We start from the raw sequence: 25,368 nt of genomic DNA on the forward strand, positions 1-25,368 counted from the left end.
TTTGTTCATTTCGGGGCTTTGAAAATCGTTATTCCTTACGGCGAATGCCGATCCTGCGACCGACCCCGCTTGGCACCGGCAAATCGCGATGTGCCTCACGGATCAGATCAAGCGTCTTTTGAATGTCATCGGGAAATGGAGCCGACCGGCGCGTTTCCATATCGATATGTATCGTGATGATTTCATTGGTCGCCGACAGCCACCCTTCGGTCCCATGACGTAATTCATGATACATGTGAATGCGTTTGTGATCGCAATCAAGGATTTGCGTATGGATCACGAACGGATCATTCAGATGAATTTCCCGGTCATAGGTAATGTGCATTTCAAGCGCAAAGGTCGAAAACCCGCGCCGCTCGGGATATGTCCGCCCCATCCCGACCCCGTCCAGAAACGCCACTGATCCCAGATCAAAACCAACCACGTAATAACCAACATTGACGTGACCGTTAAAATCGATCCAGTTCTGCGGCACCGTCCCGCGATAGCTTTCAAGCATCTCCGGGGCAAAAAGATCGGCACTGATCATTTACCGGCCTTTCCCACCGCATCGACAACCGCGACTGCTGCGACAAAATCTTCCAGCGAATGACCAACCGATTTGAAAACCGTGCATTCTGCATCGGTTTGGCGTCCCTTGACCTCACCGCGCGTCAGGCCGAACAAATCGCCCAGAATATCGGATTTTGAAATCGATCCGGCATTTAGCGGTTGCACCACGTCGCCGCCCTCGGCTGCTGCACCTTCAAAGCTATCAACATAAATCCGGCATTTCTGCATCAGGGCATCATCGGTTTCGCGCATGGTCGGTTTGAACGCGCCGACCAGATCAACATGCGTCCCCTCGCGAAGCCATTCACCACGTACCAGCGGCTCTGTCGAAAGTGTCGCACATGAAATCAGATCGGCTGTTTTGCATGCGGCTTCCAGATCATCTGTACCAACTGCATCAAACCCGAGTGTCGCGGTTTCATCCGCCAAAGCCCGCGCCTTGTCCCCATTGCGGTTCCAGATCGTGACCTTTTTGATCGGACGAACCGATGCGTGCGCTTTAATCAGGTTCGGCGCCATCGCCCCGGAACCGACCATGACCATTTCGCAGGCGTCCTTGCGCGCCAGATAGTCCGCCGCCAATGCCGATGCCGCCGCCGTGCGACGTGTCGTCAATTTGGTGCCGTCAATCACTGCCGATGGTTGACCGGTCACGGCATCAAGCAGGATATAGGTCCCCGAAACCGCCGGCAGGTTACGCGCCGAATTTCCCGGCACAACAGCCGCAACCTTGACCCCGGCTGCGCCATCCTTTTGCCAGGCCGGCATGATCAGAAACGTCGCGTCATCCTCATTGCTGCGTTCCATGTTGAAATGGCTGCGCAACGGCGCTTCGCAGCCATCGGCAAATCCCTGGCGGAGCGCCTCAACCAGATCGCGGGGCGAGACGAATTTATCGATTTCTTCGGCGGAGATGAAACGCATGGGCCTTCCTGCAAATTTATTTTCGATTTCAGCGTGGTAGCGTGGATATCTTATACCACGTCAAAGGACATGCGTCACAGGATCGCACGCTGTTTTTCACTTTGTTTCTGGTGAATAATCCGCCAGCCACACATGGCCAGTTGGCGATTAACGCTGCAAAAAGCGTTTCAGATGCCCAAACAGCGAACCGGTTCCAAGATAAAGTTCTTCAAGCACCGTGAAATGGTTCGCCCCCCATGCCTTATAGACCGGGACCTTCAACCCCTCGCGCCCGCAATAGGCAGCATAGGCATCACTTTGGCGGACAAATTCCGGGCTTTCGTTACTCCCGACCACAACCATCATTTTGACGTCATGCGGAACCGCATCAAGCATCGGTGAATTATCCGCCGCTGTCGCGGCATTAAGCCGCACATCGTCATTGATGCTGGTAAAACGGATCGGCTCCAGATCGAAAACCCCGGAAACCGGAACAACCGCACAGAATGGATTGGCATCGTTAAGGGTATCTTCCCAATGATGAGCCGCAAGGCGTGCAACAATCTGCCCGCCTGCCGAATGACCGGAAATGCTGATCCGGTCGCGGTCGCCATTGAAATCGCTGATATTCTGATAAATGAAGGTCATGCAGCGTACGGCCTGTGTCGTGATATCGGCCACCGTCACATCCGGGCACAGATCGTAATTCGGACAAATGACAGTAAAGCCCGCGGCATTCAAATCGCGGGCAACAAACGCATAATCCTTTTTGTCCTGGCTTCGCCAGTACCCACCATGAAAAAACACATGCAACGGTGCGTCCGGCTCGGCCGCCGGGTAAACATCCATGGTTTCCTTGGGTCCATCACCATAACGGATATCGGTCATGTGGTGGACACTTGCCCGCGTATCGTCGGACAACCGCACAAAGCGTTCAAAACAGGTCATGTATTCCGGCACGGTTTCGCGCGGATTATACTGCCATTCAAGTTCGGCAAGGGTAAAACCACCCCAACTCATCTGAACCTCGTTTGCTCTGCCCGGACCAGAATTATTATTGGTAGATCAGGCCTGTTCGATAATCTTTCTTTATTTTTCCAGTTTTTGCAAATGCTTCACACTGGGACATAATTCCCGCCGACAAACACCTTGTCGTAATTGCACTGCGGGCACGGCAATGCCACAATATCCAAAATCAACTAAAAATCAGCTGGATAGCCAATGAGCAACCGCAAGGTCCAAAGCCCGTTCCCCTCCGGTGATACGGATCGCAACCAGATTTGGGAAATGCTGGTGTCGCGCGACATCGCGGCCTTTGTCGCCGCCGATTGGTCGATGGTCGAAGATGACTTCAAGGCAGACGGCTTTTACGCGATTGATGCCTGCAAATCCGACGATCCTGATGACTGGAAAATGATGTTTCCCGATCTGGCAGCCTATCGTGATGAATGGCTGCGTCAGGCGATTGCCGCACAGGAAATCGACTATGCCGAAGACCTGTTTGACGGGGTTTTTCGTGCTACCGATCTTTCAAAAATCGATATCACCGGCAACCGCGCACTGGTGCGCAAACATTTCAACGGCACCATAAAAAAAGCAGACGGATCAACCGACCGTCTGCTTTGGAAAACCCATTATTACTGCGAAAAACAGTCTGATGGAAAATGGCAGATTACCGGTTTCACCGGCTATCTGCCCAATCACGACCCGGCATAGATACGCTTGCCTTAAAGCACACATCCACGCGCGGCGACATCAACCGTTTCAATGTCGCCATCACGCACCAGATGCACCTGATCCAGCATGTTGCTGACAACACAGACATGGTTCGGGATGATTTCGATCCGCTGGCCGATTTCAAACGGTTTTGTCGCCGGATCGAAATGCAAAATGCCGTGCTCTTCCGAAAGCGCCTTGACCGCAACATCGGGATGCCCCACGACATAGCCGTATCCGTCCAGGCCCAGCAAATCGGATGTCAGAACCTTTGACCCGGCATCAATGATCGCCCGGCCTGGCGTCGGCAAGGATACGATTTCGGTCAAAACCCGAAGCGCGCAATCATCTTCCTTGCAAACCCCACGCGCCATCAGGGACCGGTCATTATAAATATAAGTCCCGATGCGATGTTCGGTCACAGACGGCACTTCATGGGCCAGCCACATATCGGGCGTCCCGCCAGAACTGCGCACCGGACATTCAATACCAATCGCATCCAGTTCCTTCATGGCCGTGGTAAAAAATGTTTCGACCTTGGCCCCGCCGCCGGTCGCCGGATAGGTCATCAACCCGGCAAACCTGATCCCCGGCAATGATGTAATGATTTTGGCAAGTGCCACAGCCTCAGCCGGGTTCTGCACTCCGCAACGTCCGCCACCGGTATCGCATTCGATCAGGATTTCAAGCGGCTTGGCGCTGTCAGCAAAGGCTTTTGACAGTCCTTCGACCACAATCGCATTGTCTGCCACCACGCGCAGGCTTTTGATACGGTCAAACAACGCCCGCAGACGGGCAAGTTTGCGTTCGCCCAGAACGTTATAGGTCAGAAGAATATCATCAAGACCGGCATCGGCCATCACTTCGGCCTCGCCGATTTTCTGGCAGGTGATGCCAATCGCCCCGGCCTTCATCTGCTGGGCGGCGAAGGCCGGAATTTTATGGGTTTTGATATGCGGACGCAGCCCGATCCCGTGTTTGTCGCAATAGGTCTGATAGCTTTCGATATTGCGGTCGACAACATCAAGATTAACAACCGCGCATGGCGTATCAAGTTCGGGATATTGGGGCATTCCGGTCATCGGGACAGCGTCCTTATCAAAGGTGGTGGTGGCAGCAATCAGCTTGCAATCGCGGCAAACGGGTCATCAACAATCGGCCAGATCGGGCGTGTCAGATGACGATATCCATTGGTTTTCGGATCGGACGGATAAGGTCCGTGAACATCGACATAAATGATCTCGCCCGCAATCTTGGCGAACGCATCGTAGAAGTGATTGGTCGATTTGATAAACAGATATTTTTTCGAAGACGGATCAATTCCCATATTCGAAAACAGGCTGGGATCGAAGCTTTGCGACCGGTTGGAATTCAGGATCACCTCCCCCCCACCCGGAAGCTCGATCACCGCGCAATCGCCCAGCGGCACGATGCTGTCGCCGAAATACTGCCATGAATCGCGCCGGATTTTTTTTACGCGTACCTCTGCATCAATCGGTGCCCCGGCATGCGCACCGGTTTTTCCGCCAAAGCGTAACGGCAATGTCGCGCCCTCGCCGGCCGAAATGCAAATCCGAACCGCCATCGGGTCCCAGATGGTGCCAACCGCAAAATCGCCAAGCCCGCGATCCATTACGGCCCGCAGCAAAATCGTGCTGTCACCGGGCACACCGCCGCCTGGATTATCCCAAACATCGGTCAAAACAATCGGTCGTGCGTCGCTTGCCAGTGCCTGATCAAGCGCAACATCGGGGGTTACAAAACTTGGCCGTGTCGTACCACGGAACCCGAAAAGCTCCTGCCCCAGCTTTCGGGCAATCTCGCTTGCCTTCGCCGGATCATTGTTGGTGGTCACAATCACCTTGGCACCAAGATCGGGCACGTCGCCGGCCATAAATCCGTGAATAAACGAGATTGAAAGAACATCATCGGCCCCCTCCATCGCCTTGGCGCGATCAATAAAGGATCGCATCGGTTCGCGTGATGTCGGCAACACCTCGATCATATGGCAATCAAACACCGCCTTGGTCGGCCTGATCTCGCCGCGCAATGTACGCAAAACCAGATCAACCACCGAACGCCCGGCATCAACAAAATCGGTATGGGGGAATTCCTTGAACGCGACAATAATGTCGGCATTGGAAATCCGCAGCTCCGTCAGGTGGCTGTGCGGGTCATAACTGGTGCCGATAATAACATCGGGCCCGACAATGTCGCGAACACGCGAAATCAGATCGCCTTCACAATCCAGATATCCTTGCGCCACCATCGCCCCGTGCAGGCCCAGAATAACCGCATCAACCGGCATGGCCGCACGCAACTGGCCCAGAACCTCGTCACGCAACTGTTCATATGTTTCCCGATTGACCAAGCCCCCCGGCTCCGCCCAGGTGGCGGTTCCCTCAATCAACTCCCAGCCTTCCTTTGCCGCCCGCACGCGCGCCTCGGTAAAGACGGCACTGCACAGCGTCGGGGTCACCGGATGCTGTCCGGGCGGAGCATAGAAGCTTTCCTTGAAATCGGAAAAATCGGTGCGCAACGGCGAGAATGTGTTGGTTTCGGTCGCAATAGAGGCGCAAAAAATCCTCATGACCCCATCCTTTTTGTTCTTTGTAATCATCATATTTTATGTGCAAAAGAAAAAAGCGTGCGGGTGAAGCACCACCCGCACGCGCATGGATTATTCCATGTAGCGGTGGGCGTTGGCTTTATCGACTTCCGTCTGGAACAGTTCGAGAAGTTCAACGCCTTCCGTGCCCAAAGATTCCTGAACGTGTTTGACCACGACCGGCTGGGTTACATCTTTAAGCTTCTGACGCTCTTCCGCGCTCAGTGCCGTGATTTCCATTTTGTCGGTCAAACCGGCAAGACCACGATCAGATGCCTCGATCACGCGCGACACACCGCGGCTGGCAACAACGCAGGACTGCGCAGCATAACGAACAATCTTCTGCTGGTCGGCAGTCAGATCATCCCAGAATGCTTTCGACAGCATAAAGGTGTAAGGCGAAAACAGGTGGTTGGTCAGGGTCAGATACCCCTGCACTTCGTTGAATTTGGCAAAGGTCACGGTCGGAACCGGGTTCATCTGACCATCGATCACGCCCGTCTGAAGACCGGCATAAACTTCGCCCCACGCCATCGGATAGGCTTCTGCGCCCAGTGCCTGCATGATTTTCTGATGCGAGGGCAACGCCATGGTGCGCACACGGATACCCTGGAAATCGTCCAGCGTCGCAATCGGATGCTTGGAATTCGTCACGGCAAAGAACCCGCCGGTATCCGGGAAGCCGAGAACCTTGACATCGCCAAGGGTGTTTTCGATATCCGTCGCCAGTTTCTGGCCAAACGGACCATCAAAAACGTCATAGGTCGATGCGTTGCTGTCAAACGCAAAGGCAAGGTTCAGAACGTCGATACGCGGATAATAGGATGCGATTGCCCCGGTCGAGGTCAGGGTCGCCTGGATCAGACCATCGCGAACCATCTGCACATGTTCAGCGGCCGAACCAAGCTGGTTGGACGGATAAACCTCTACCTTGACCTCGCCATTGGTGTCGGCTTCGACAATGTTGGCGAAAACAGCGGTGCAGGCATGCGCCGGGTTTTCAAACGGGTCTTCCTTGTTGTCATGGGCAAATTTCAGAACCTTGGGTTCCGCATAGGCCAATGACGTGGTGCTGGCCAGCATGGCCGTCGCAAGGGCAAATGCCCCGAAACGCTTCATCTTATTCATTCTACCTCTCCTTGATTAAGGCCTTTTATTTCTGTCCGCGGTCTTGGTTTTGGTGCCCCGATCCGGACCTGACCGGGGCGTTTCATTGCCGCCGGTTACCGGAAGCCCAGCAATCGCGGGATCGCGAGTGCAAGATCGGACCAGAAGGCAAACAGGAACAACACACCCAGTTCCGCCAAAAGGAACGGCCAAAGCTGGGCGGCAATTTTCTCAAGCTTTTCACCTGTGACTGACGACAGCACGAAAAGGCATGCCCCCACGGGGGGTGTCATCAACGAGATGTTAAGTGCAAGGACAAAGATGATCCCGGCATGGATCGGATCCATGCCGATCTGAACCGTCAATGGCACCAGAACCGGGGCCAGAATGATCAGGATTGCATTGATATCCATGACCATCCCGATCATCAGCAAAAGTGCGACGATCATGAAAATGACCATATAGGGATCGGACGACAGCCCCAGGACAAGGCTCGCAACTTCCTGCGGAATGCGATTGAAGCTCAGCCACCAGCCAAGGATCGACGCAAAGGCGATGATAATGAAAATCACCCCCGTCACCCTGGCAGTGCGGATCAGCATCTTGAAGAAATCGGCAAATGTCAGCGCGCGGTAAATAAAGATACCGATAAACAGTGCATAGGCGACGGCGACCGATGCCGCCTCCGTCGGGGTGACAATCCCGCCCAGAATACCGCCCAGAATGATCAAAGGCATGATCAGGGCCGTGATCGATGATTTGAAAATCTTCCAGATTTCCAAAAGGTTCGCCCGGCGTTCGTTTTTCGGCAGGTTCTTGGACCGCGCGGTCACCGCGATCACCGTCATGCAAATCAGGCAAATCATAACCCCCGGCAGGATACCGGCGGCAAACAATCCACCGATGGAAACCCCCATCAGCGACCCGTAAACAACCATCAATCCCGACGGCGGAATGGTCGGACCAATGATCGACCCGGCTGCGGTCACGGCACAGGCATAATCGCGGCGATATCCACGCTCAACCATCGCCGGCACAAGTGTCTTGCCAAAGGCCGCCGCATCGGCAGTCGCCGCTCCGGTCAACCCGGCAAAGAAAACCGACGCCAGCATGTTGGTATGCGCCAACCCGCCGCGGAAATGCCCGACAAGCGCCTGCGCAAAAAGGACAAGACGGCTGGTGATGCCGATATGGTTCATGATCTCGCCCGCCAGAATAAAGAACGGCATGGCAAGAAACGGGAATACGTTCAGACCGTTGAAGACCTTGCTTGGCCCCTGAACAAGGAACATGCCCCCGCCCATGTCATAAAGGCCGATCACCCCGGCAACGCCAAGGGCAAAGCCGATCGGCATGCCCAGAACCATCAGAACGACAAAAGTAATACCGACGATCATTCCGCGCCCTCCGCCAGATCGATGGGAACAAAACGGCCCTGATCGCGAAGCGCGACCAGCAGCAACTGAATGGCAGCAAGCAGGGACGCAACCGGCACCGCGGCATAAGGCAGTGCCAGCGTCATGCCAAAGATCATCGCCTGACGGCGCATACCGCCGACGGCAAAGTCAAAGCCGTAAATCGCCAGATACAGAAACGCGCACAGCGCAACCAGATCGACACAGAACAGAACCGTACGCTGCACGGGCATCGGCATGTTAAGGATAAACATCCCGATGCCGATATGTTCGCGCCGCGCAATCCCCGCCGACACCGCCAAAAGCGCCGCCCAGATCATCAGGTAACGTGCAAGTTCTTCGGGCCACGGTAATTGCCAGTGAAAAATGTAACGATCAATCACGCCAAGCCAGACATCCAGCACAAGGGCCAGCATCAGGACGGCAATCACTCGTTCGACCACCCAGTTCAAAGACCGGCTGATCAATGCGGCTGTGGCTTCAACACGGCGCAGCGCCATCTTACTTAATCTCTCCGCTGATGAATGTTTTATGTAATTTCTCTACATCGTGATGACATTTTTGTAGCTTGTCTACATATTTTTGAGTCATAATTGCAAATATCACCACGAACGATCTATAACGAGTGATATTATAAGTAGTTAAACTACATTTTTACCTATATTATTTGGGCCACCCACCCAAAACCACCGGAGGATAGCAACGGCGGTCAAACAATTCGGCAATGAACGTCCTGCCCGCTTTACGGTTATATCCGGCAGGATGGGTAATCTCGGGATCAAGATCGAAGCTATCGCCTGCAAACCAAAAAGTGTTATTTATCAGTTGGGTGCTGGTAACAGCACCTCATATTTGAAAATGATCGGAACGCTTGCATGCAACCTACCGTCGATATCATCAGCCTCCTGCGTCGAAAGGCCGGGACCTTTCCCGCACGCGAACAGCGGGTTGCCGACTACGTTCAGGATCACCTGCAAGACGTCACAACCATCGCGCTTTCCGATCTTGCGCAAAAGGTCGGCGTCAGCGAACCGACCGTGATCCGGTTTTGCCGGACCCTTGGGTGCGACGGGTTTCGTGATTTCAAAATACGGCTGGCACAGAACCTTGCGGTCAGTATGCAATACCTGGCCCCCGAAGATCTGGCCGACGACACAACAGCCGCCGACGTGCTTTCCAATCACGTGCTGGGTGTGATTGTCGATAATTTGCGCTTGCTGCGCGAACAGCTTTCAAGCACCGAAATCGACAAGGCTGCCGACATTCTGGCCAATGCCCGCCAGATCGCCTTTATGGGCGTTGGCGGCGGCTCCACCACCGTTGCCTTTGATGCCGCCAACCGGTTTTTCCGTCTTGGCATTCCCGCACAGGCCCAAAGTGATGGTTACCTTCAGCGCATGCTGGCCTCAACCTTTGGCGAGGAAGATGTGCTTTTTGCCATCTCCACCAGTGGCCGCCCGACCGAACTGATCCATAGTGCGGCCATTGCCCGCCAATACGGGGCAAAGGTCATCTCCATGACCCACCCGCAAAGTCCGCTTGCCACCGAAAGCGACCTTGTGATTGGCATTGATATGCCGGAAAACCCTGATATTTATAAGCCAACGGCCACCCGGCATGTCTTTCTGGCAACCATCGATATCATTGCCACGGCGGTTGCCCGGCGCACACCGGACCGAACGCTTGAAAAACTTCGCCGGATCAGGTCATCTTTGCTGACTCTCAATCCGCCCACAGGTCGCCAACCTATCGGCGACTAATCACGCCACCATCCCCATCGAGGCCCCAATGACCCGTACTGCCTTTATCGGCGAATGCATGATCGAGCTTGCCGGAACATCCCCCGGCAGCATTTTTGGCGCGGCCAACCTCGGCTTTGCCGGTGATACGCTTAATGGTGCAACCTATATGGTACGCACCAGCCGCCTGCTTGCAACGTCTGATACAGATGTTTCCTACATCACGGCGCTGGGTACCGATCCCTATAGCGACGCGATGATTGCCGCGTGGCAAAAGGACAATATCGACACATCACTGGTCCGCCGGATCGATGGCGCCCTGCCCGGTCTTTATGCCATTCAGACCGATGAAACCGGTGAACGCAGCTTTTCCTACTGGCGCAATGATGCCGCGGCCAAACAGATGCTTCAGGGCGGCCACGATGCCGTGTTGCGCGATGCGCTTCGCGGGTTCGACTGCCTTTATCTTTCGGGGATCACGCTTGCGATCCTCTCGGACACTGACCGTAAAACCCTGATCGACATTGCAGAAAACTTCGCCCAACAGGGCGGCAAGGTCTGCTTTGATACCAATCACCGTCCACGCCTTTGGGCCGATCAGGACATTGCGATTGCAGCCTATCTGGCGATTGCGCCCCATTGCCACACGGTCCTGCCAACATTTGATGACGACAGCGCGCTATTTGGCGATGCCACCCCCGATGCCACCGCCAAACGCTGGCATTCGCTTGGCGCGACCGAGGTTGTTGTAAAATGCGGCGGCGAGCCAACCTTTTATTCGATCAAGGGTGGCAAAACCGGCACCATAACACCGCCCAGGATTACCGATATCGTCGATACGACATCGGCCGGGGATTCCTTTAACGGATCATACCTTGCCGCCCGCAATGCCGGGCTTGATGTGCCCGCCGCGATTGCGGTTGCACAAAAGGTTGCCGGACGCGTGATTTCACGGCGCGGCGCGCTGGTCGATATCAGCGATCTCAAACTCGATCAGTAATCCAGTCGGAACTGAACACCGGCCTTGCTGTCGATTTCGGTGGTTTCACTGGTGACACTGATATTCGGGGTCAGTTCAATTTCGACCTCGACCCCGCTTGACCCCGGCGTGGTTCCGGTTTTGGTGCCGACATAGACCCCGTCCGTCAGGTATTTACCCACCTTGACGTTCGGACCGTCTTCGCCACCGCCGACCTGCAAAACATCCGCGCCGATAAAACGACGCACCGAACCGACGATATCAAGTCCGCCGCCCCCGCCTGAAAGCTCGTTGACCGCACTGGCAAGCTGAACCGCCTCAATCGCGCTCAGGCTTCCCTGCGATTTGCCAAACAGCACCTGCGACAGGATTTCGTCCTCCGGCAGGGACGGATTTGATGTCAAAACCAGTTCCGGGTCGCTTGACGGCCCCTGGAACCCGGCAGTCACTGTCAGATCATCGGTTGTATAAACCCCTGCGATATCCAGCAACGGATCGGGCGGCGTTGCCCCTGAAAACGTGATCTTGGAATCCTTGATCACGAATGTCTTGCCAATGATATCAAGCTGCCCGCGAAGCGCCTGCAATTGCCCGACAATGATCGGCTCCGCCGTTGTGCCGCTGATATCAAGCTTGCCGCCCCATTCGGAATCAAGCCCCCGCCCGCGCACAAACAAACGCCCCGGAATATCGACCGTCACATCCAGATTGCCGACAAAGCCCGGCGCCTGGTTTTTCTTTTCTTCTTCCTCGCGCTCTTGAACGTCTTCGATATTTTCGACATCAAGGGTCGAGACCGACACCGGCAGCGCAAGGGTCAGGTCGACTTCACCACGGCGCAGCGTCACATTGCTTTCGATATCGGCAGTCTGTTCGGTTCCGGTAACGGACGCCGTCACATCCGCCCAGAATTGCAGTTCGTCCTTGCGCGAAAGTGCTGCATTATCGACCTTCAGATCGGCCTTGTAACTGACCAGCGGATCGTCATCGAGTATTACCTCGGCAGAACCATTGATACGTCCATTACCGCCATCTGTTGCCGTAATCTCCGGAACGCGCAGACCGTTCTGATCGAAATCGCCATTGATCGTAATCTGCTTTAACAGCGTGCCATATTCCAGATGCTCGTAAGACCCGTCCGAAAGGGTAATCGTTCCGTTCCAGTCCAGCGCATCAAGCGTTCCCTTGGCAACCACGTCAAGTTTGAGAAGCCCGGCAACCACGTGATCGGGTGCCGGAACGTAGGGCCAGAACTGCGCGATTTCCCCATCCACCTTGACCAGCGCATCAATCGGCGCATCGGGATCAAGCGTGAAATCCTGTTGCAGGATGGAAATACCCAAAGGCACCGCACCTCGCGCCTCGACAATCTGAGCCTCTTCGTTGCCAAGGGTGGCATTGCCGTCGAACTGGCCGTCACGCAACATCAGATCAAGCACCATTTCAAACGGTGCCAAATCCTTTACACCGGCGGTCGTGATATTTTCAATTCCGCCCTTGACGGTCGCAACCGGCAATTGCCCCGATGCTTCGGACATATCGGCGGTGATATTCATCGTACCGTCCAGCCCGCTCAGGCCAAACATCTCGCCCCACGGACCCAGTACCAGTTCGGAAATCTGCGCCCTGGCCTCAAAGTTTTTCTTTGGCGTTAGATCAAGCTTGGCAAACACCTGCCCCGCGCCAACATTCAGCGCCGCATCAAGCTTCTGCTGCCCTTTGCCAGTTTGGCTAAACAGCAATGGCGCACGAAGCGCGATATTCTGACTGCCGATATTCATATCAAGCTGATCGGCCCGAACATTGATGCCATCCGAAAGCCCAAGTTCGACGGTGCTATCAAGTTTAATCGGGATACTGTCGCGAAGCTGGCCATTGGCGTTCGTCGCAATGCCAATGCCCGAAAGATCGCCGGAAATCTCGGTCTGCAACTCATTAATCGCAAGCGGCACAAAACGAATATCACGCCCGCGCAGGGTCAAATCAAAACCGGGCTTTTCAAATGCATCAAGGATCGAACCCGCCAGAACAACATCCTCGATCGCGGGCTGTTCCGCTCCTTCTTCAGCGGCAAGTCGAATGCCTTTCAGATTGGCATTCACATCAATCTGCTGCTGGCCTGATTTCGGTACAAACGCCACATCCGCAGTTAGCGCACCGTTCGTCACCGGCACCCCGAAATCAGACAGCATCACGGTATCGAGTTTGCGAACCGAAAGCCTGCCGCGCATCGGCACAGCATAATCCGGCAACATCAGGCTGCCAGCCAGCTCAAGCCGCTCGCCGCTCAGGGCAATGTTATCCACCCGCAAACCATCCGAAGGCAAAACCACATCTGCCGCCAGATCGTAATTGCGCCCCATCAAGGCAAACCCGGCCTTGTTGATCAGCGACAATACCGCCTGATCGGACCAGCGCATTTCAGTCACAAGATCGAGTTTCTCAAACTTCTGCCCACCGACCGAAACCGATGGTATGCCAAGCCTGATCGTTCCCGCCGGTGCCGCGATATCCCCGTCAAGATTGATCGCAAGCATCGCCGGGGCGATGGAAACACCAATATCGGGCGGCACCACACCAGGCTGAACCGAAAGGTCAGACTTAACTGACAAATGTCTGAATTCATTTGAAATATCGATTTGCGCCGGGCCAGAAACCATCGCGGTGGCAATCTGATCAAGTGTGATCGACAGATCAAATGCATCATTAACCGCAAGCTTGCCATCAATTGTCGGCGTCGCCCCGACAATACGATCAAGATCGGCAATGCCAAACCCTGTTTGGTCTGCCTTGATCGCAATATCGGCTTTGCCGCCCTGCTCCATCGACCATTCGATATCGCTTATCGCAACCTGCCCTGTCCCGCTCAGATCAAGCCCCGAAATCGGCGCAAAGATCGAAAGGTCTGCGACATCGGCAATCAATTCGCCATCGGTCACCGCCATCACGTCATTGATATCGGTCTTGCCATTCACCGAAATACCCGGCGTGGTGATATTGATTTTGCCAAGCACAAACTTGCTGAAATCCGGTGCGATTTCCGCATCAAGGGCAACCTGCTGCGCATTGCCCAGCATCGAGCCAAGATCGGCATCCTGCCATTCATTGCCCGAAACATCGATCCGGCTTTGAACAGAAAACCCGTCCTCATCCCCGCGCAGATCGGCATCAAGTGCCAATGTTCCGATGGTTGATACCGGTGTTGCGACCTGATCCCCGCGCAGCATCACGGTCACATCGGGCAATTCAAGCGGCCCTTCGGCATGCGCGGCCAAATCTAGCCCGCCCCATGTCACCGCATCCTCGATCAGGCCCGATACCGCCGGATCGATATCACCGCGCAAATCGGCCAGAACCGTGCTGTCATCAAAATTGATTTCCGTCGTGGCTGCAATCGTCGCAAATCCGGATTTCGCGATATCGCCGCGCGTGATCGACAGAATACTGGCATCCGCATCAAACTGCCCGCCAATCCCCAAATCGACATCGCCCTGCAACGGTTCCGGAAGCTGCCCGGCAAGGTCGCCCTGCGTTGCCAACAGACCATCAAGATCAAACCCGATCCGGCTTTCGTCAAGCCGCAGCCCCAAATCACCGCCAAGCGTCACAAGGTCACTTGCCGCAAGTTCAATCCGGCCTTTCCAGTCACTGGCCGGGCCATCACCCTTAAGGCTGATTGTGACGTCTGGTGCCTCTTCCGGGGTCAGTCCCGCAAGGGTCATCACCAACCCTGCGCGATCAAGCCTGCCGTCAATTTCGGCTTTCAGCCGCTGTTCATCGCCATCAAAATCAAGATCGGCCTTCAAATGGTCGATACTGTCATCAAGCGGTTGCAGATCAAGTGACAATGCCGCTTCAAGGTTTTCGCGAATTGCCGCACTGGCGCTTAGACCGTATTCAAAGCTTTTGCCGCTGGCCGGATCGGAAATACGCACATTCCCAAGCGCCAGTTTGCCAAGCTCGATGGCCAACGGTGGCGCAAAACTGCCCGATGCGGCCTCTTCTTCCTCTGCCGTTTCATCTGCGCCCGACATATCGGGCAAGACCACATCAATCGCGGCACTTTCGACCCGATTGATCCGAAGCGTCCCCCCAAAAAGTGCAAGCGGGGACCAGTCAAACCCGAACTGGCTGACATCCACCGCCAAGCCGGACGATGGCATCGATAACGACAAGCGATCAAGCGAAAGCCCCGTCCAAAGGCTGCCCTCGATCCGGCCCAGTTCGAGATCGCCCTCTATCGCCTCTGCCACCGTATCGTTCAGCCACGGCGTTAGCGCTCGCAAAACCGGTCCGGTCCCGACGACGCCAACAATCAGGATAACGGTCAGCAAAAGACTGGCGAATGCGACGCCTCCACGCAGCGCCCATTTGGCAACCGTTCCGCGTTTCATTTTTACTGCTGGTCTGGAATTTTCAGGCGACGTCAAAATGCTTGTCCAAGGCTAAGATAAATCTGGAAATCGTCGTCAATATTGTCACGCTTATCAAGCGGCACCGCGACATCAAAACGAAGCGGCCCGACCGCCGTGTAATAGCGGAAACCAAGCCCCGCCGCCCACAGAAGATCAAGGTCTTCGGGGTCGCTTGCCTCAAAGACGTTACCGCCTTCGACAAACGGCACGATGCCAAAGCTTTCCGTAACCCGTGCCCGGAATTCAAGCCCGGCTTCAAGAACCGAACGCCCGCCAAGCGGATCGCCGTTAGTATCAAGCGGCCCGACTTTCTGATATTCGTAACCGCGCACCGAACCGCCACCACCGGAATAAAACCGTTTGTTGGCCGGAAGGTCCGATCTGTCTTCGCCGATAATCATCCCGGCACGCCCCCGCCCCGCGATGACATAATCACCTTCTTCGTCAAAGGCATAATATTGCGACCCGTTCAATGAAACGGATGTAAATTGCGCACTCGGGCCGCTCAAACTGGTATAGGGCGACACGTTGAATTCAAGCCGGTTGCCTTCGGTTGGATCAAGCGGATTATCGGTGCTGTCACGCCGTAAAATCCCGCGCAAACCACCCAGATAGAATTCCTCGTTGGGCGAATCAGCCCCGGTCAGATCGGAATATTCCGCCGTCGGGCCCAACGTGACCGACCAGTAGTCGCCAAACTTGCGCTCGACCCCGACAAAGCTTTCGACCAGTTCACCGTCATAGGCATCCGTGCTGTAATTCTTGGCCGATCCGTTCGCCACAAGTGCCTGACGCCGCTTAAGGAATTGCGGCTTGCGAAACGTTGCCTCAAGCCCCTGGCTCTGACCCGACCCTTCGATACCAAGCCGAAGCCGTTCGCCCGCCCCGAACAGGTTGCGGTTTTCCCAAAACGCGTTTGCCCCCGGCCCATCGGCGGTTGAAAAATCAACCCCGCCGCCAATCGTGCGATGTTTGCGTTCGCGCACTTCGATTTCAACCGGGATTTCACCATTTTCGGCAACCGGCCCGACCGGCTTGACGATCACACTGTCAAACAGGTTCGATTGCGCCAGATCGCGGCGCGTCGTCCGGACCTCCTCGGGGGAATATTTCTGCCCCGATTTCCAGCTGCGATAACCGGCAATGAAATCCTCATCAACACTTTCCGCCCCTTTGACATTAACCTTGCCAAAATTGGCTTGCGCACCGGTGATCAGTTCATAGGTCACCGAAATGGTCTTTTCGGCGGTATTGGCGATCACGGTTCGCTTGCCCGATTCCACCAGCGGAAACCCGCGACCCCGCATGAAATCAACGGCATACTGTTCGGCCAGAATAATCGGATCGGCGACCGCACGCTGCCCAAGATGCAGATTGATACGTTCCAGTTCCTCGTCCGTGGCCTCGCGTTTGGTGGTATGGTCCGGGCGGACAATAACCAGTTTTACTTCCGACAGAAGATAGGGTTGCTTGACATCAACCTGATAAACCAGATCCACCGGATCGGGTTGTTCCGCAACATCTGCTGCGCCTGCCGCGGGTTCACCTGTCGCGCTGACGATATCTTCGCCGTCCCCGCCATTTTCATCATCCGATATGTTCTGATCATCAAGTTCGGCCTTGCGGATATCGAAAGATACCTGCCCGTCGTAAAACCCGTATGATCGCAGAACGGTTTCGAACCTTTCGATATCGTCCTCGGCGCGGCGTTCAAGCCCCGCCAATGAAGGCGTTGGCCGCGATTGAAGACGCAGGGCTGTACTGACTTCGCGCAGCGCATTGATCAGGTTTTCTTCCTGCGGGTCGATACCGGCAATCTCGACCTGATAGGGGATTTTCGCGCTCAATTCATCCTGCGCAACGCTATCGCCGTCCCGCCCGAAACCAAAATCGGAAAGCACGCCGTCACCCGAACAACCCGACAGGACCGTGCCACCCAGCAAAAGAGAGACAACACCGATCCCGCGCAATCGTGATTTGCGGTTGTAGCGTTTATCCCTGTTCACTAACGACGTCCCCAATCTTTTCATTCTGTCCCGGTCGACTTTTATCACGTTCCGGCACGCTCATATGGATGCCTGACATGTTTATCGTTTTAAGGCACTTGCCAAGTGCCTAACATATTTTCATTCTATACGCAGGTCGAGTACACCATGGGTCAAACAGCATGAAAAAATGGCATGGCTGTGATCGGTAATCGCACTTGTCAGAAAAAACTGTTCCGCTTACTCGAAGTTGAAAGCAATCTGTTTGCTGTTGCCACCCAAATGCCGGAGGCCCACCAGTGACTTCAAACCAATCCCTGCCCGTCATTATACGCAATGCCACCCGATCCGATCTGGACGGACTCTGCGCGCTTGAAAGCGGAAGCTTCAAAAGCGACGCCATTTCACGATCCGGCTTTTCACGCTTCCTGCGTCAGGCGTCCGCCCGCCTTCTGGTCGCCGATGCTGGCGAAGGCGGAAAGCCCGATATCGTCGGCTATGGCCTGCTTTTGCTGCGCGCCAATACAACAACGGCACGGATTTATTCGCTGGCGATTTCGGACAACTGGCGCGGCAAGGGTCTGGGAACACAGCTTCTGGCCGGGCTTGAAAACCTTGCGATTGATGCCGGATGTGTCCGTATCCGCCTGGAAGTTCGCGTTGAAAACAGCAATGCCCGCAATCTTTATGATCGCCACGGCTATCAGAAAATCGTCGACCTGCCCGGCTATTACGAAGACGGTGCCGATGGCATTCGCCTGCAGCATGATCTTTATGACATCCCGACTGAACGGTCGCCCGCGGTTGCGACCGGCGCGCCACTGATCCTGGTCGACCGGTTGAAAGATTTGCCGTTTCAGGTGCCCGGCGCCCGCATCATGCGGGTGCGCGATTATCTTGCCCTTGATAACGGGGTGCGCAACCGGCGCGTCATCAATCTGTGCCAGTCTTACGAATATCTGTCGCGCGGTTATTATTGCAGCCTTCTGGCCGCGGCGCGCAGCGAACGCGTAATCCCGGAGGCCGACGTCCTTCTCGATCTGAACTGGAAACGGTTGCAAAAGACCGCACGGGCGGAAATGAGCTCCCAGATTGTCGAGGCATTGGGCAAACCGGGGGATCATCCGACCAAAATCGATGTGTTCTTTGGTCGCACCATCGACAAGCGTTTTCGCGATATTGCGCAGCGCGCATTCGATCAGTTCCGTTGCCCGATCCTGCGTCTGCACTTGAACCCCGCCGACAAGAAAATCCTGCGCGAAATCGAAGCCCCATCCCTGGGGCAACTCGGCCCCGATGATTTACCGGCATTCGAAAGTGCGCTGCGCGCCTATCTGCGTGGCCGTGTCCGCAAACCGGCATCCGGTGGCAACCCGCCAAGTGCGCTGGTTGCGATCCTGCACGATCCCGATGCGGTATTACCGCCCTCCGATAATGACGCGCTGGCCCTTTTCATTCAGGCGGCAAGCGATCTGGGGGCCAAGGCAGAACTGATCACGGCGAAGGATTTCCATCATCTCTCGGAATTTGATGCCCTTCTGATCCGTGAAACCACCGCCCTTGATCATCACACCTATCGCTTTGCCAAGCGGGCCCGCAAGGAAGGCATTCCGGTGATTGACGATCCGGACTCGATCCTGCGCTGCACGAACAAGGTTTACCTTGCCGAATTGCTGCGAACACACCGTATTCCGGCCCCGCGCAGCATGATTTTCGATAAACGCCGCATTGCCGAAATCGGCAAGCTGTTCAGCTTCCCCTCGGTCCTGAAGGTGCCCGATGGCTGCTTCTCGCGCGGGGTGCGCAAGGTCAAATCACCCGAACATCTGGCCGAAGTCGCAACCGAGATGTTCAAAAATTCCGAACTTCTGGTCATTCAGGAATATGTCGAAACCACCTTTGACTGGCGCATCGGGGTTCTGGGGGGCGAACCGCTCTTTGCCAGCCGCTATTTCATGGCACCGGGCCATTGGCAGATCGTCAAACATGAAGATGACGGCAAATCGTTTGAACAAGGCGGTTTTGAAACCGTCGCGGTTGAATACGCCCCGGCCGATATTGTCGCAACCGCCCTTGCCGCAGCCCGCCTGATGGGCGATGGGCTTTATGGTGTCGATATGAAGGAAACACCACATGGCCCGATGGTGATCGAGGTCAATGACAACCCCAGCATCGATGGCGGGGTCGAGGATGTCGTGCTCGGCATGGATTTGTATCGCCGCATCATCGCCCATCTTCTGGGCAAAATCGCCCGCCCGTAAGTTTGCGGACCAAAATGACAAAGGGCCGGGTTATCCGGCCCTTTTTTCGATGAAGACTGCAGCCTGAAGCTTATCACGACCATATCGCACCATCAGGTCAAACTCGTTGCGCAGGATCGGTGTCGATACGCAATCACTGCCACTGAACGGTTCGTGATCCTCGCCAATATCGGGATCGGTGACATAGACAAACCGGTCATCGAACCCCGATACCACCACCCAATGCGGGATTTTATCGCCGTAAATGCGATACTGGCTGATCAGGACAAGCGCAATCTTGCCCTCGCTGGACCGTTCCTCGATCTCGGCAATGCTGAACGGCCCGGTCGTGACCGGAATACCCAGGCTTTTGGCCTGCCTGGCAAAATCATAATGCACAAGTTCGACAACTTCGCGGTTCTGCGGCTTGCGGACGGTATCGACAAACAGCGGGCCATCGCGACTTCTGAGAATTTCGACATCAAAACCACGCCGATGCGCGGCCAGACCAAGACCAAGCGGACCACATCCGCCATGCCCCGACGTCATGAAAACCGTGGTCGCCTCACGCCAAAGCGCGATTTCCTGATAGCGATCCATTTCGACATCGGGATCAAGCGCATTCATCGCCATCATCAATGCTGCCGGGCCGCAGGTAAACGGTAATGTCTGATGATAAAAATGGATCGGCGATGGCCGGCGCAGGGATTGCGGCACCAGAACCCGTTCCATGCGCAACGCATCGGAATGATCGGGATAGTAATCCGGATACAGGGCAAATTCGCGGTACCCCGCCGATTTGAAAAGACCAATCGCCGTTTCGTTTTGCAGATTGACTTCAAGGCGCAGGATCGGCGCACCGAAATCAAGGCTGAGTTCCTCGGCCCGGGTCAAAAGCGCACGACCAATCCCCTGCCCGCGGTGATCATGCGAAACCGCCATGGAATACAGGCGCGCCATCGCGACATTGCGCCGGAAAATCACCAGCGCATAGCCGACAATGACCTGATCTGAAACAGCAACACACAGGCGCGCGGTTTCGCTGCCGATAAAGCGTTTGAACGCGCGGCGCGACAGGCGGTCGATATCAAATGAAGCGGTTTCGATCACACACAGGGCATCTATATCCCCGTCTGTTGCGATCCGAAGGTCAAGTTTGGTCAAAAGGCACCCGAAACAACAAATACTGGCCCATAAACTGTATTTGGGCCGGTTTCACCCATTTCGCCATGAAACAGATGAAACCGGAAGCGCGTTTTTGACAGGTTAGCTGCGCGCAACGATCCGGGGGGCCAAGGGCGACATGTCGTACCCGGCACTGGCTGCCGCCTTGACGATATCTTCAACCGGCAGATTACCGGCACTGGCAAGCGACCAAAGGATCGTGCAGCGCGTACCGCTGCGACAATAGGCAAAGACCGGCTTTTCGGCCTTGCTCAGCACCTCGGCAAATGCATCCGCATCGGCGTCCGATACATTGCCGCTGGCAACTGGCAGAAACACCGCCGAAAGGCCAAGGCTTTTTGCCTTCGCCTCAACCTCGGCGAATGACGGTTGACCGGGATCTTCGTTATCGGGCCGATTGCAGATGATGGTTTTAAAACCGGCACCGGCAATGTCGGCAACGGCATCAAGGGGCATCTGCGGCGAAACAGTCAGGTCGTCATTCAGGCGTTTCATCATTCGGGTCCGTTATCTCTGGTCTCGGGATCGCTGACACGGTGATGCGCATCAGACGGAATATCAGGATAACGGATGCCATTATATCCGGGCGCTGGCAACTCCCCCGCGCGGCAAAAGTCGATTATCGGGCGGATTTCGTGCCAATGCGGCAGGTCCGAATGCCAAAAATCCGATAGAGCGGGCAAAAGCGGAACACGCCTGTCACCAGCATAACAACACCCGCAATCATCGACAGCCAGCCATAGCCGCCAAGAGCACGGAATGGATCGGCGTCCTCCCCCGGCAGAATGAACGGCAGCCCGAGCAATACAAGGCCTGCCAGCAGGCGCAAAACACGGTCGACTTGTCCAACATTGGCCATCGGTATCTCCATTTTTCTGATCGGGTGAACCTGTGGCAACAATCTACTTCAATACATTATTACTTTAAAATGTAATTTTGTTATTTTTTACTGTTAAACTTGATTTACCGCAATGCAGGCTCCGCTATCTTGCAGAAACCGGCCTGTCATGCCACAAGGCGAAAAACAGTTTGAAGGGAAAATGGACATGACGGTTTCACAGATCACCCTGCCGGACTGGCCCCGCTGGAAAGAAACCAACCCGGATGGTTGTTTTTCGGAATGGCTCCGGGCATCGGTTGCCGATGACTGGCAGAAAGTCACCCATCACCCCTTTACCGACGCGTGGGGGAATTCCGCGGTTCCGCTGCCGAACCTGAAAAACTATCTTATTCAGGATCATCGCTTTATCGACCGGTTTGTCGCCCTTTTGGCGGGGGCGGTTTCACGTGCGCCAGATTTGCGCGACCGTATTCCGGGCTGCCAGTTTCTTGCGCTGGTCACCGGTGATGAAAACACCTATTTCGAACGGTCGTTTGAGGCCCTTGGCGTGAGTGCGCAGGAACGCGCCGGGAAACCCGACTGGCCCGTCACCGCCGCCTTCAAGGATTTGATACGCAATGCAATGGAAAGTAACGGCTATGCCAATATGCTGGCCGTTCTTGCCGTTGCCGAAGGCACCTATCTGGGCTGGGCCGACCGGGTGAATAAAGCGATTGCCAAACGCCCCGACGATTTCTGGTTTGCCGAATGGATCGACCTTCATACCGGCGATTCTTTCGAAAGCGTGGTCGCCTATCTGAACACACAGCTTGATCAGGTCGGCCCCATGCTGAACGATCAGGAACGCGCCCTTTGCCTCACCTATTTCCGCAAGGCAACTGTGCTTGAGGTCGGTTTCTTTGACGCCGCATGGGGACCACAGTCGTAAGCACCATTCGCCTGCCGCCTGAAAACCAAAGGCCGCCAATTGATGGCGGCCTTCGAAAATCACCTATTTCTCGCCCAGCGCACGGGTCGCGGTCGCCAGAACCAGGTCGATATAACCTTCCGATTGCCCGACATAATTGGCCGGATCACGAAGCTTCGACCAGTCAATCGCCGCATCGGTCAATTTCGGCAGTTCGTCAAACAGATTGCTTTGATTGGCCGCCGACCTTGCAAGCCCATCCTTGACCAGCTTGTCCGCCGCATCGCGCCCGACATGATCGGCCAGGGCAAAGGTCGCGGCCTCCGCCAGCATCGCCCCGCGTGACAGTGCAAGATTGGCCGCCATCCGATCGGCATTGACCTTAAGGCTCGGGACCATATCCACCGCCTGCGCCAATCCGGCCCCTGTCGCCATGATCATCTGTGGCAAAGTCAGCCATTCCAGCAACCAGCTTGCTCCGGATCGTTCATGTTCATGGATCTGGCTTTGCGCAAATGTGCCAAGCTGCCCGGCATTGAACCGCGCCAGCGTGATCAGCATTTCGGCCTGCACCGGATTGGATTTATGCGGCATGGTCGATGATCCGCCGCCCTTGCCTGGCTGGACTTCTGCGATTTCGGATTGCGCCAGTAAAACAAGGTCCTGCCCCATCTTGCCAAGCGCACCGCTCAGCGCGGTTAACTGTGCGGCAAAATCGACCAGAACGTCGCGCTGGCTGTGCCACGGCATATCGGTTGGCGGCAGTTCAAGTTCATCGGCAAGATTGCGTTCAACCTCGATCGCCTTGTCCCCGATGGATGCCAGCGTCCCTGCCGCTCCGCCAAAACTTAACCGGAACAGGTCGACACATAACGTATCAATGCGCTGATCAATCCGCACCAGTGGTGCCAGCCATCCGGCGGCCTTAAGCCCGAATGTGATCGGCACGGCCTGTTGCGAACGGGTGCGTCCGATCATGACCGTTGCCCGGTGGGTTTCGGCCTGTGCAATCAATGCCTTGATCAGCTTGCGCGTCCGGCGGCGGATAATTGCCACCGCATCGCGAAGGCGCAAAACAAGGCCGGTATCAAACACATCCTGACTTGTCGCGCCAAAATGGACATAACGCGCATCGTCCCCGCCGACCTCGGCCTTAAGCGCCTTGACCAATGCCGGAACCGGCACACCGGCACTTGCCGTTCCCGCCGCCAATGTCGCGGGATCGGGGCGAAATTCGCGGCAGACATCGGCAATACGGTTCGCACTTGCTTCCGGGATCACGCCCGCGCGTGCTTCGGCCGATGCCAATGCCGCCTCAAACAGCACCATTGATGCGATCTGCGCATCATCGGTAAACAGGGCGGTAATTTCCGCATCGGCAAACAGATTGCCAAGCATCGCGGAATCAAAGGGCGAAATCGTCATCTGGTTTGGTCCACCGTTTAAACAGGTGTTATTTCAGGTCGTTAGTGTCGCGCCGCGACTGCCTTCGGTCAACAACACAAAAAGAAGCCCCTGCCCGTTCTTCCAACGGCACAGGGGCGTTCTTGAAAGCAACCGATCAATCAGACCGCTTCAAGCACAACGGCAATGCCCTGCCCGACGCCAATGCACATGGTCGCCAGCGCATATTTACCGCCGGTACGTTTCAACTGCATCGCAGCCGTCCCGGTGATACGCGCCCCTGACATGCCAAGCGGATGACCAAGGGCAATCGCCCCGCCATTCGGGTTCACACGCGCATCGTCATCGGCAATGCCAAGGTCACGCAATGTCGCAAGCCCCTGCGATGCAAAGGCCTCGTTCAGTTCAATCACGTCAAGCTGATCGGTCGTAAGGCCAAGACGCGCCAGAAGCTTCTTGCTGGCCGGTGCCGGGCCAAAGCCCATGATGCGCGGTGCAACACCCGCCGTCGCACCGCCAACCACCTTGGCAATCGGTTTCAGGCCGTATTTCTTGACCGCCGCCTCCGATGCAATGATCAATGCCGCCGCACCATCATTCACACCCGATGCGTTGCCTGCCGTCACCGAACCACCTTCGCGGAACGGGGTTGGCAATTTGCCCAGCTTTTCAACTGTCGTGCCCGGACGCGGATGTTCGTCCTTATCGACGATAATCGGGTCGGCCTTGCGCTGCGGAATGGTGACAGGCGTGATTTCCGCGGCCAGATTGCCGTTTTCCTGTGCGGCCACGGCCTTGTCCTGTGACCGGGCGGCAAAAGCATCCTGATCAGCACGGCTGATCTTGAAATCCTCGGCAACGTTTTCACCAGTTTCGGGCATGGAATCAACGCCATACTGCTTTTTCATCACCGGGTTGATGAAACGCCAGCCAATCGTGGTGTCATGGATTTCCGCATTGCGCGAAAAGGCGGTTTCCGCCTTTGGCATCACAAACGGCGCACGCGACATGCTTTCGACACCGCCCGCAATCATCAGATCGGCTTCACCCGATTTGATCGCGCGTGCGGCCATGATGATCGCATCCATGCCCGACCCGCACAGACGGTTGACCGTCGTGCCGGTCACATTTTCCGGCAATCCGGCCAGAAGCGACGACATGCGCGCCACGTTGCGATTGTCTTCCCCGGCCTGATTGGCACATCCGAAAATCACGTCATCGACATCGCCGAAATCAACATTCGGATTGCGTTCGATCAGTGCCTTTAGCGGAATGGCACCAAGGTCATCGGTGCGTACCGATGAAAGGCTGCCGCCAAAACGACCAATCGGGGTGCGGATAAAATCGCAGATATAAGCATCAGCCATATTCA

The 25,368-nt window shown here is 55.6% G+C and carries 20 protein-coding genes; 5 read left to right on the forward strand and 15 right to left on the reverse strand.

Going from position 1 to position 25,368, the window contains the following annotated elements; genetic code table 11:
- Nucleotides 1-28 precede the first annotated feature (28 nt).
- From LG297_RS11125 to LG297_RS11135, 3 genes are all read right to left on the reverse strand, one after another.
- Nucleotides 29-529 carry a thioesterase family protein gene (locus LG297_RS11125; protein WP_404420193.1) on the reverse strand — a complete coding sequence of 167 codons (501 nt, stop codon included), beginning with the start codon at nucleotides 527-529 and terminating at the stop codon, nucleotides 29-31.
- The gene (locus LG297_RS11130) at nucleotides 526-1,476 is read right to left on the reverse strand and encodes an ornithine cyclodeaminase family protein (protein WP_404420194.1); all 951 of its coding nucleotides are present in this window, start codon (nucleotides 1,474-1,476) and stop codon (nucleotides 526-528) included. Before LG297_RS11130 ends, LG297_RS11125 begins: the two co-directional genes overlap by 4 nt.
- A gap of 147 nt (nucleotides 1,477-1,623) precedes the next feature.
- Entirely contained in the window at nucleotides 1,624-2,475 is an 852-nt protein-coding gene (locus LG297_RS11135; RefSeq protein WP_404420195.1) for an alpha/beta hydrolase, read from the reverse strand.
- Nucleotides 2,476-2,676: 201 nt separating this feature from the next.
- On the opposite strand from LG297_RS11135, the gene LG297_RS11140 reads away from it, so the two are divergent.
- Nucleotides 2,677-3,171, forward strand: coding sequence for a hypothetical protein (locus LG297_RS11140; RefSeq protein ID WP_404420197.1), 495 nt, complete (start codon nucleotides 2,677-2,679; stop codon nucleotides 3,169-3,171).
- Nucleotides 3,172-3,182: 11 nt separating this feature from the next.
- On the opposite strand, the gene LG297_RS11145 is transcribed toward LG297_RS11140, so the two are convergent.
- The 5 genes from LG297_RS11145 to LG297_RS11165 form a co-directional block, all read right to left on the reverse strand.
- Nucleotides 3,183-4,253, reverse strand: a complete 1,071-nt coding sequence (locus LG297_RS11145; RefSeq protein ID WP_404420199.1) for a D-TA family PLP-dependent enzyme — start codon at nucleotides 4,251-4,253, stop codon at nucleotides 3,183-3,185.
- Nucleotides 4,254-4,291: 38 nt separating this feature from the next.
- Nucleotides 4,292-5,761 carry a M81 family metallopeptidase gene (locus LG297_RS11150; RefSeq protein WP_404420201.1) on the reverse strand — a complete coding sequence of 490 codons (1,470 nt, stop codon included), beginning with the start codon at nucleotides 5,759-5,761 and terminating at the stop codon, nucleotides 4,292-4,294.
- 90 nt (nucleotides 5,762-5,851) lie between these two features.
- On the reverse strand, nucleotides 5,852-6,907 hold the full coding sequence (locus LG297_RS11155; protein ID WP_404420203.1) for a DctP family TRAP transporter solute-binding subunit: 1,056 nt from the start codon (nucleotides 6,905-6,907) through the stop codon (nucleotides 5,852-5,854).
- Nucleotides 6,908-7,002: 95 nt separating this feature from the next.
- Entirely contained in the window at nucleotides 7,003-8,283 is a 1,281-nt protein-coding gene (locus tag LG297_RS11160) for a TRAP transporter large permease (protein WP_404420205.1), read from the reverse strand.
- Nucleotides 8,280-8,801, reverse strand: coding sequence for a TRAP transporter small permease (locus LG297_RS11165; protein ID WP_341364130.1), 522 nt, complete (start codon nucleotides 8,799-8,801; stop codon nucleotides 8,280-8,282). The genes LG297_RS11160 and LG297_RS11165 overlap by 4 nt, the downstream gene beginning before the upstream one ends.
- Before the next feature lie 375 nt (nucleotides 8,802-9,176).
- Between LG297_RS11165 and LG297_RS11170 the strand changes: the two genes are divergently transcribed.
- Nucleotides 9,177-10,061: a MurR/RpiR family transcriptional regulator gene (locus LG297_RS11170; protein ID WP_404420208.1), complete on the forward strand. Its 885-nt coding sequence runs from the start codon at nucleotides 9,177-9,179 to the stop codon at nucleotides 10,059-10,061.
- 28 nt (nucleotides 10,062-10,089) lie between these two features.
- Complete coding sequence (locus tag LG297_RS11175) at nucleotides 10,090-11,040, forward strand: sugar kinase (RefSeq protein ID WP_404420210.1); 951 nt, start codon at nucleotides 10,090-10,092, stop codon at nucleotides 11,038-11,040.
- Here LG297_RS11175 and LG297_RS11180 read toward each other — a convergent pair.
- Nucleotides 11,034-15,413 carry a translocation/assembly module TamB domain-containing protein gene (locus tag LG297_RS11180; protein WP_404420212.1) on the reverse strand — a complete coding sequence of 1,460 codons (4,380 nt, stop codon included), beginning with the start codon at nucleotides 15,411-15,413 and terminating at the stop codon, nucleotides 11,034-11,036. The two genes, LG297_RS11175 and LG297_RS11180, sit on opposite strands and share 7 nt — an antisense overlap.
- A 32-nt stretch (nucleotides 15,414-15,445) precedes the next feature.
- On the reverse strand, nucleotides 15,446-17,440 hold the full coding sequence (locus LG297_RS11185) for an autotransporter assembly complex family protein (protein WP_404420214.1): 1,995 nt from the start codon (nucleotides 17,438-17,440) through the stop codon (nucleotides 15,446-15,448).
- Nucleotides 17,441-17,718: 278 nt separating this feature from the next.
- On the opposite strand from LG297_RS11185, the gene LG297_RS11190 reads away from it, so the two are divergent.
- Nucleotides 17,719-19,680 carry a GNAT family N-acetyltransferase gene (locus LG297_RS11190; protein ID WP_404420216.1) on the forward strand — a complete coding sequence of 654 codons (1,962 nt, stop codon included), beginning with the start codon at nucleotides 17,719-17,721 and terminating at the stop codon, nucleotides 19,678-19,680.
- A 30-nt stretch (nucleotides 19,681-19,710) separates the two neighbouring features.
- Here the strand turns inward: LG297_RS11190 and LG297_RS11195 are convergent, their stop codons facing one another.
- From LG297_RS11195 to LG297_RS11205, 3 genes are all read right to left on the reverse strand, one after another.
- Nucleotides 19,711-20,823 carry a GNAT family N-acetyltransferase/peptidase C39 family protein gene (locus tag LG297_RS11195; protein ID WP_404420218.1) on the reverse strand — a complete coding sequence of 371 codons (1,113 nt, stop codon included), beginning with the start codon at nucleotides 20,821-20,823 and terminating at the stop codon, nucleotides 19,711-19,713.
- Between the two features lie 102 nt (nucleotides 20,824-20,925).
- The gene (locus tag LG297_RS11200; RefSeq protein ID WP_404420220.1) at nucleotides 20,926-21,342 is read right to left on the reverse strand and encodes a TIGR01244 family sulfur transferase; all 417 of its coding nucleotides are present in this window, start codon (nucleotides 21,340-21,342) and stop codon (nucleotides 20,926-20,928) included.
- 121 nt (nucleotides 21,343-21,463) lie between these two features.
- Nucleotides 21,464-21,703 carry a DUF2892 domain-containing protein gene (locus LG297_RS11205; protein WP_404420222.1) on the reverse strand — a complete coding sequence of 80 codons (240 nt, stop codon included), beginning with the start codon at nucleotides 21,701-21,703 and terminating at the stop codon, nucleotides 21,464-21,466.
- 187 nt (nucleotides 21,704-21,890) lie between these two features.
- Here LG297_RS11205 and LG297_RS11210 point away from each other — a divergent pair, with 187 nt between their 5' ends.
- A complete protein-coding gene (locus LG297_RS11210; protein WP_404420224.1) occupies nucleotides 21,891-22,613 on the forward strand; it encodes a TenA family protein in 723 nt (240 codons plus the stop codon).
- Between the two features lie 63 nt (nucleotides 22,614-22,676).
- Here the strand turns inward: LG297_RS11210 and LG297_RS11215 are convergent, their stop codons facing one another.
- Both LG297_RS11215 and pcaF read right to left on the reverse strand, forming a co-directional pair.
- Nucleotides 22,677-24,017: a 3-carboxy-cis,cis-muconate cycloisomerase gene (locus LG297_RS11215; protein WP_404420226.1), complete on the reverse strand. Its 1,341-nt coding sequence runs from the start codon at nucleotides 24,015-24,017 to the stop codon at nucleotides 22,677-22,679.
- Nucleotides 24,018-24,157: 140 nt separating this feature from the next.
- Nucleotides 24,158-25,363: a 3-oxoadipyl-CoA thiolase gene (gene pcaF, locus LG297_RS11220; RefSeq protein WP_404420228.1), complete on the reverse strand. Its 1,206-nt coding sequence runs from the start codon at nucleotides 25,361-25,363 to the stop codon at nucleotides 24,158-24,160.
- Nucleotides 25,364-25,368 lie beyond the last annotated feature (5 nt).

The organism is Thalassospira australica (assembly GCF_044790785.1).
Taxonomy (GTDB): domain Bacteria; phylum Pseudomonadota; class Alphaproteobacteria; order Rhodospirillales; family Thalassospiraceae; genus Thalassospira; species Thalassospira australica_A.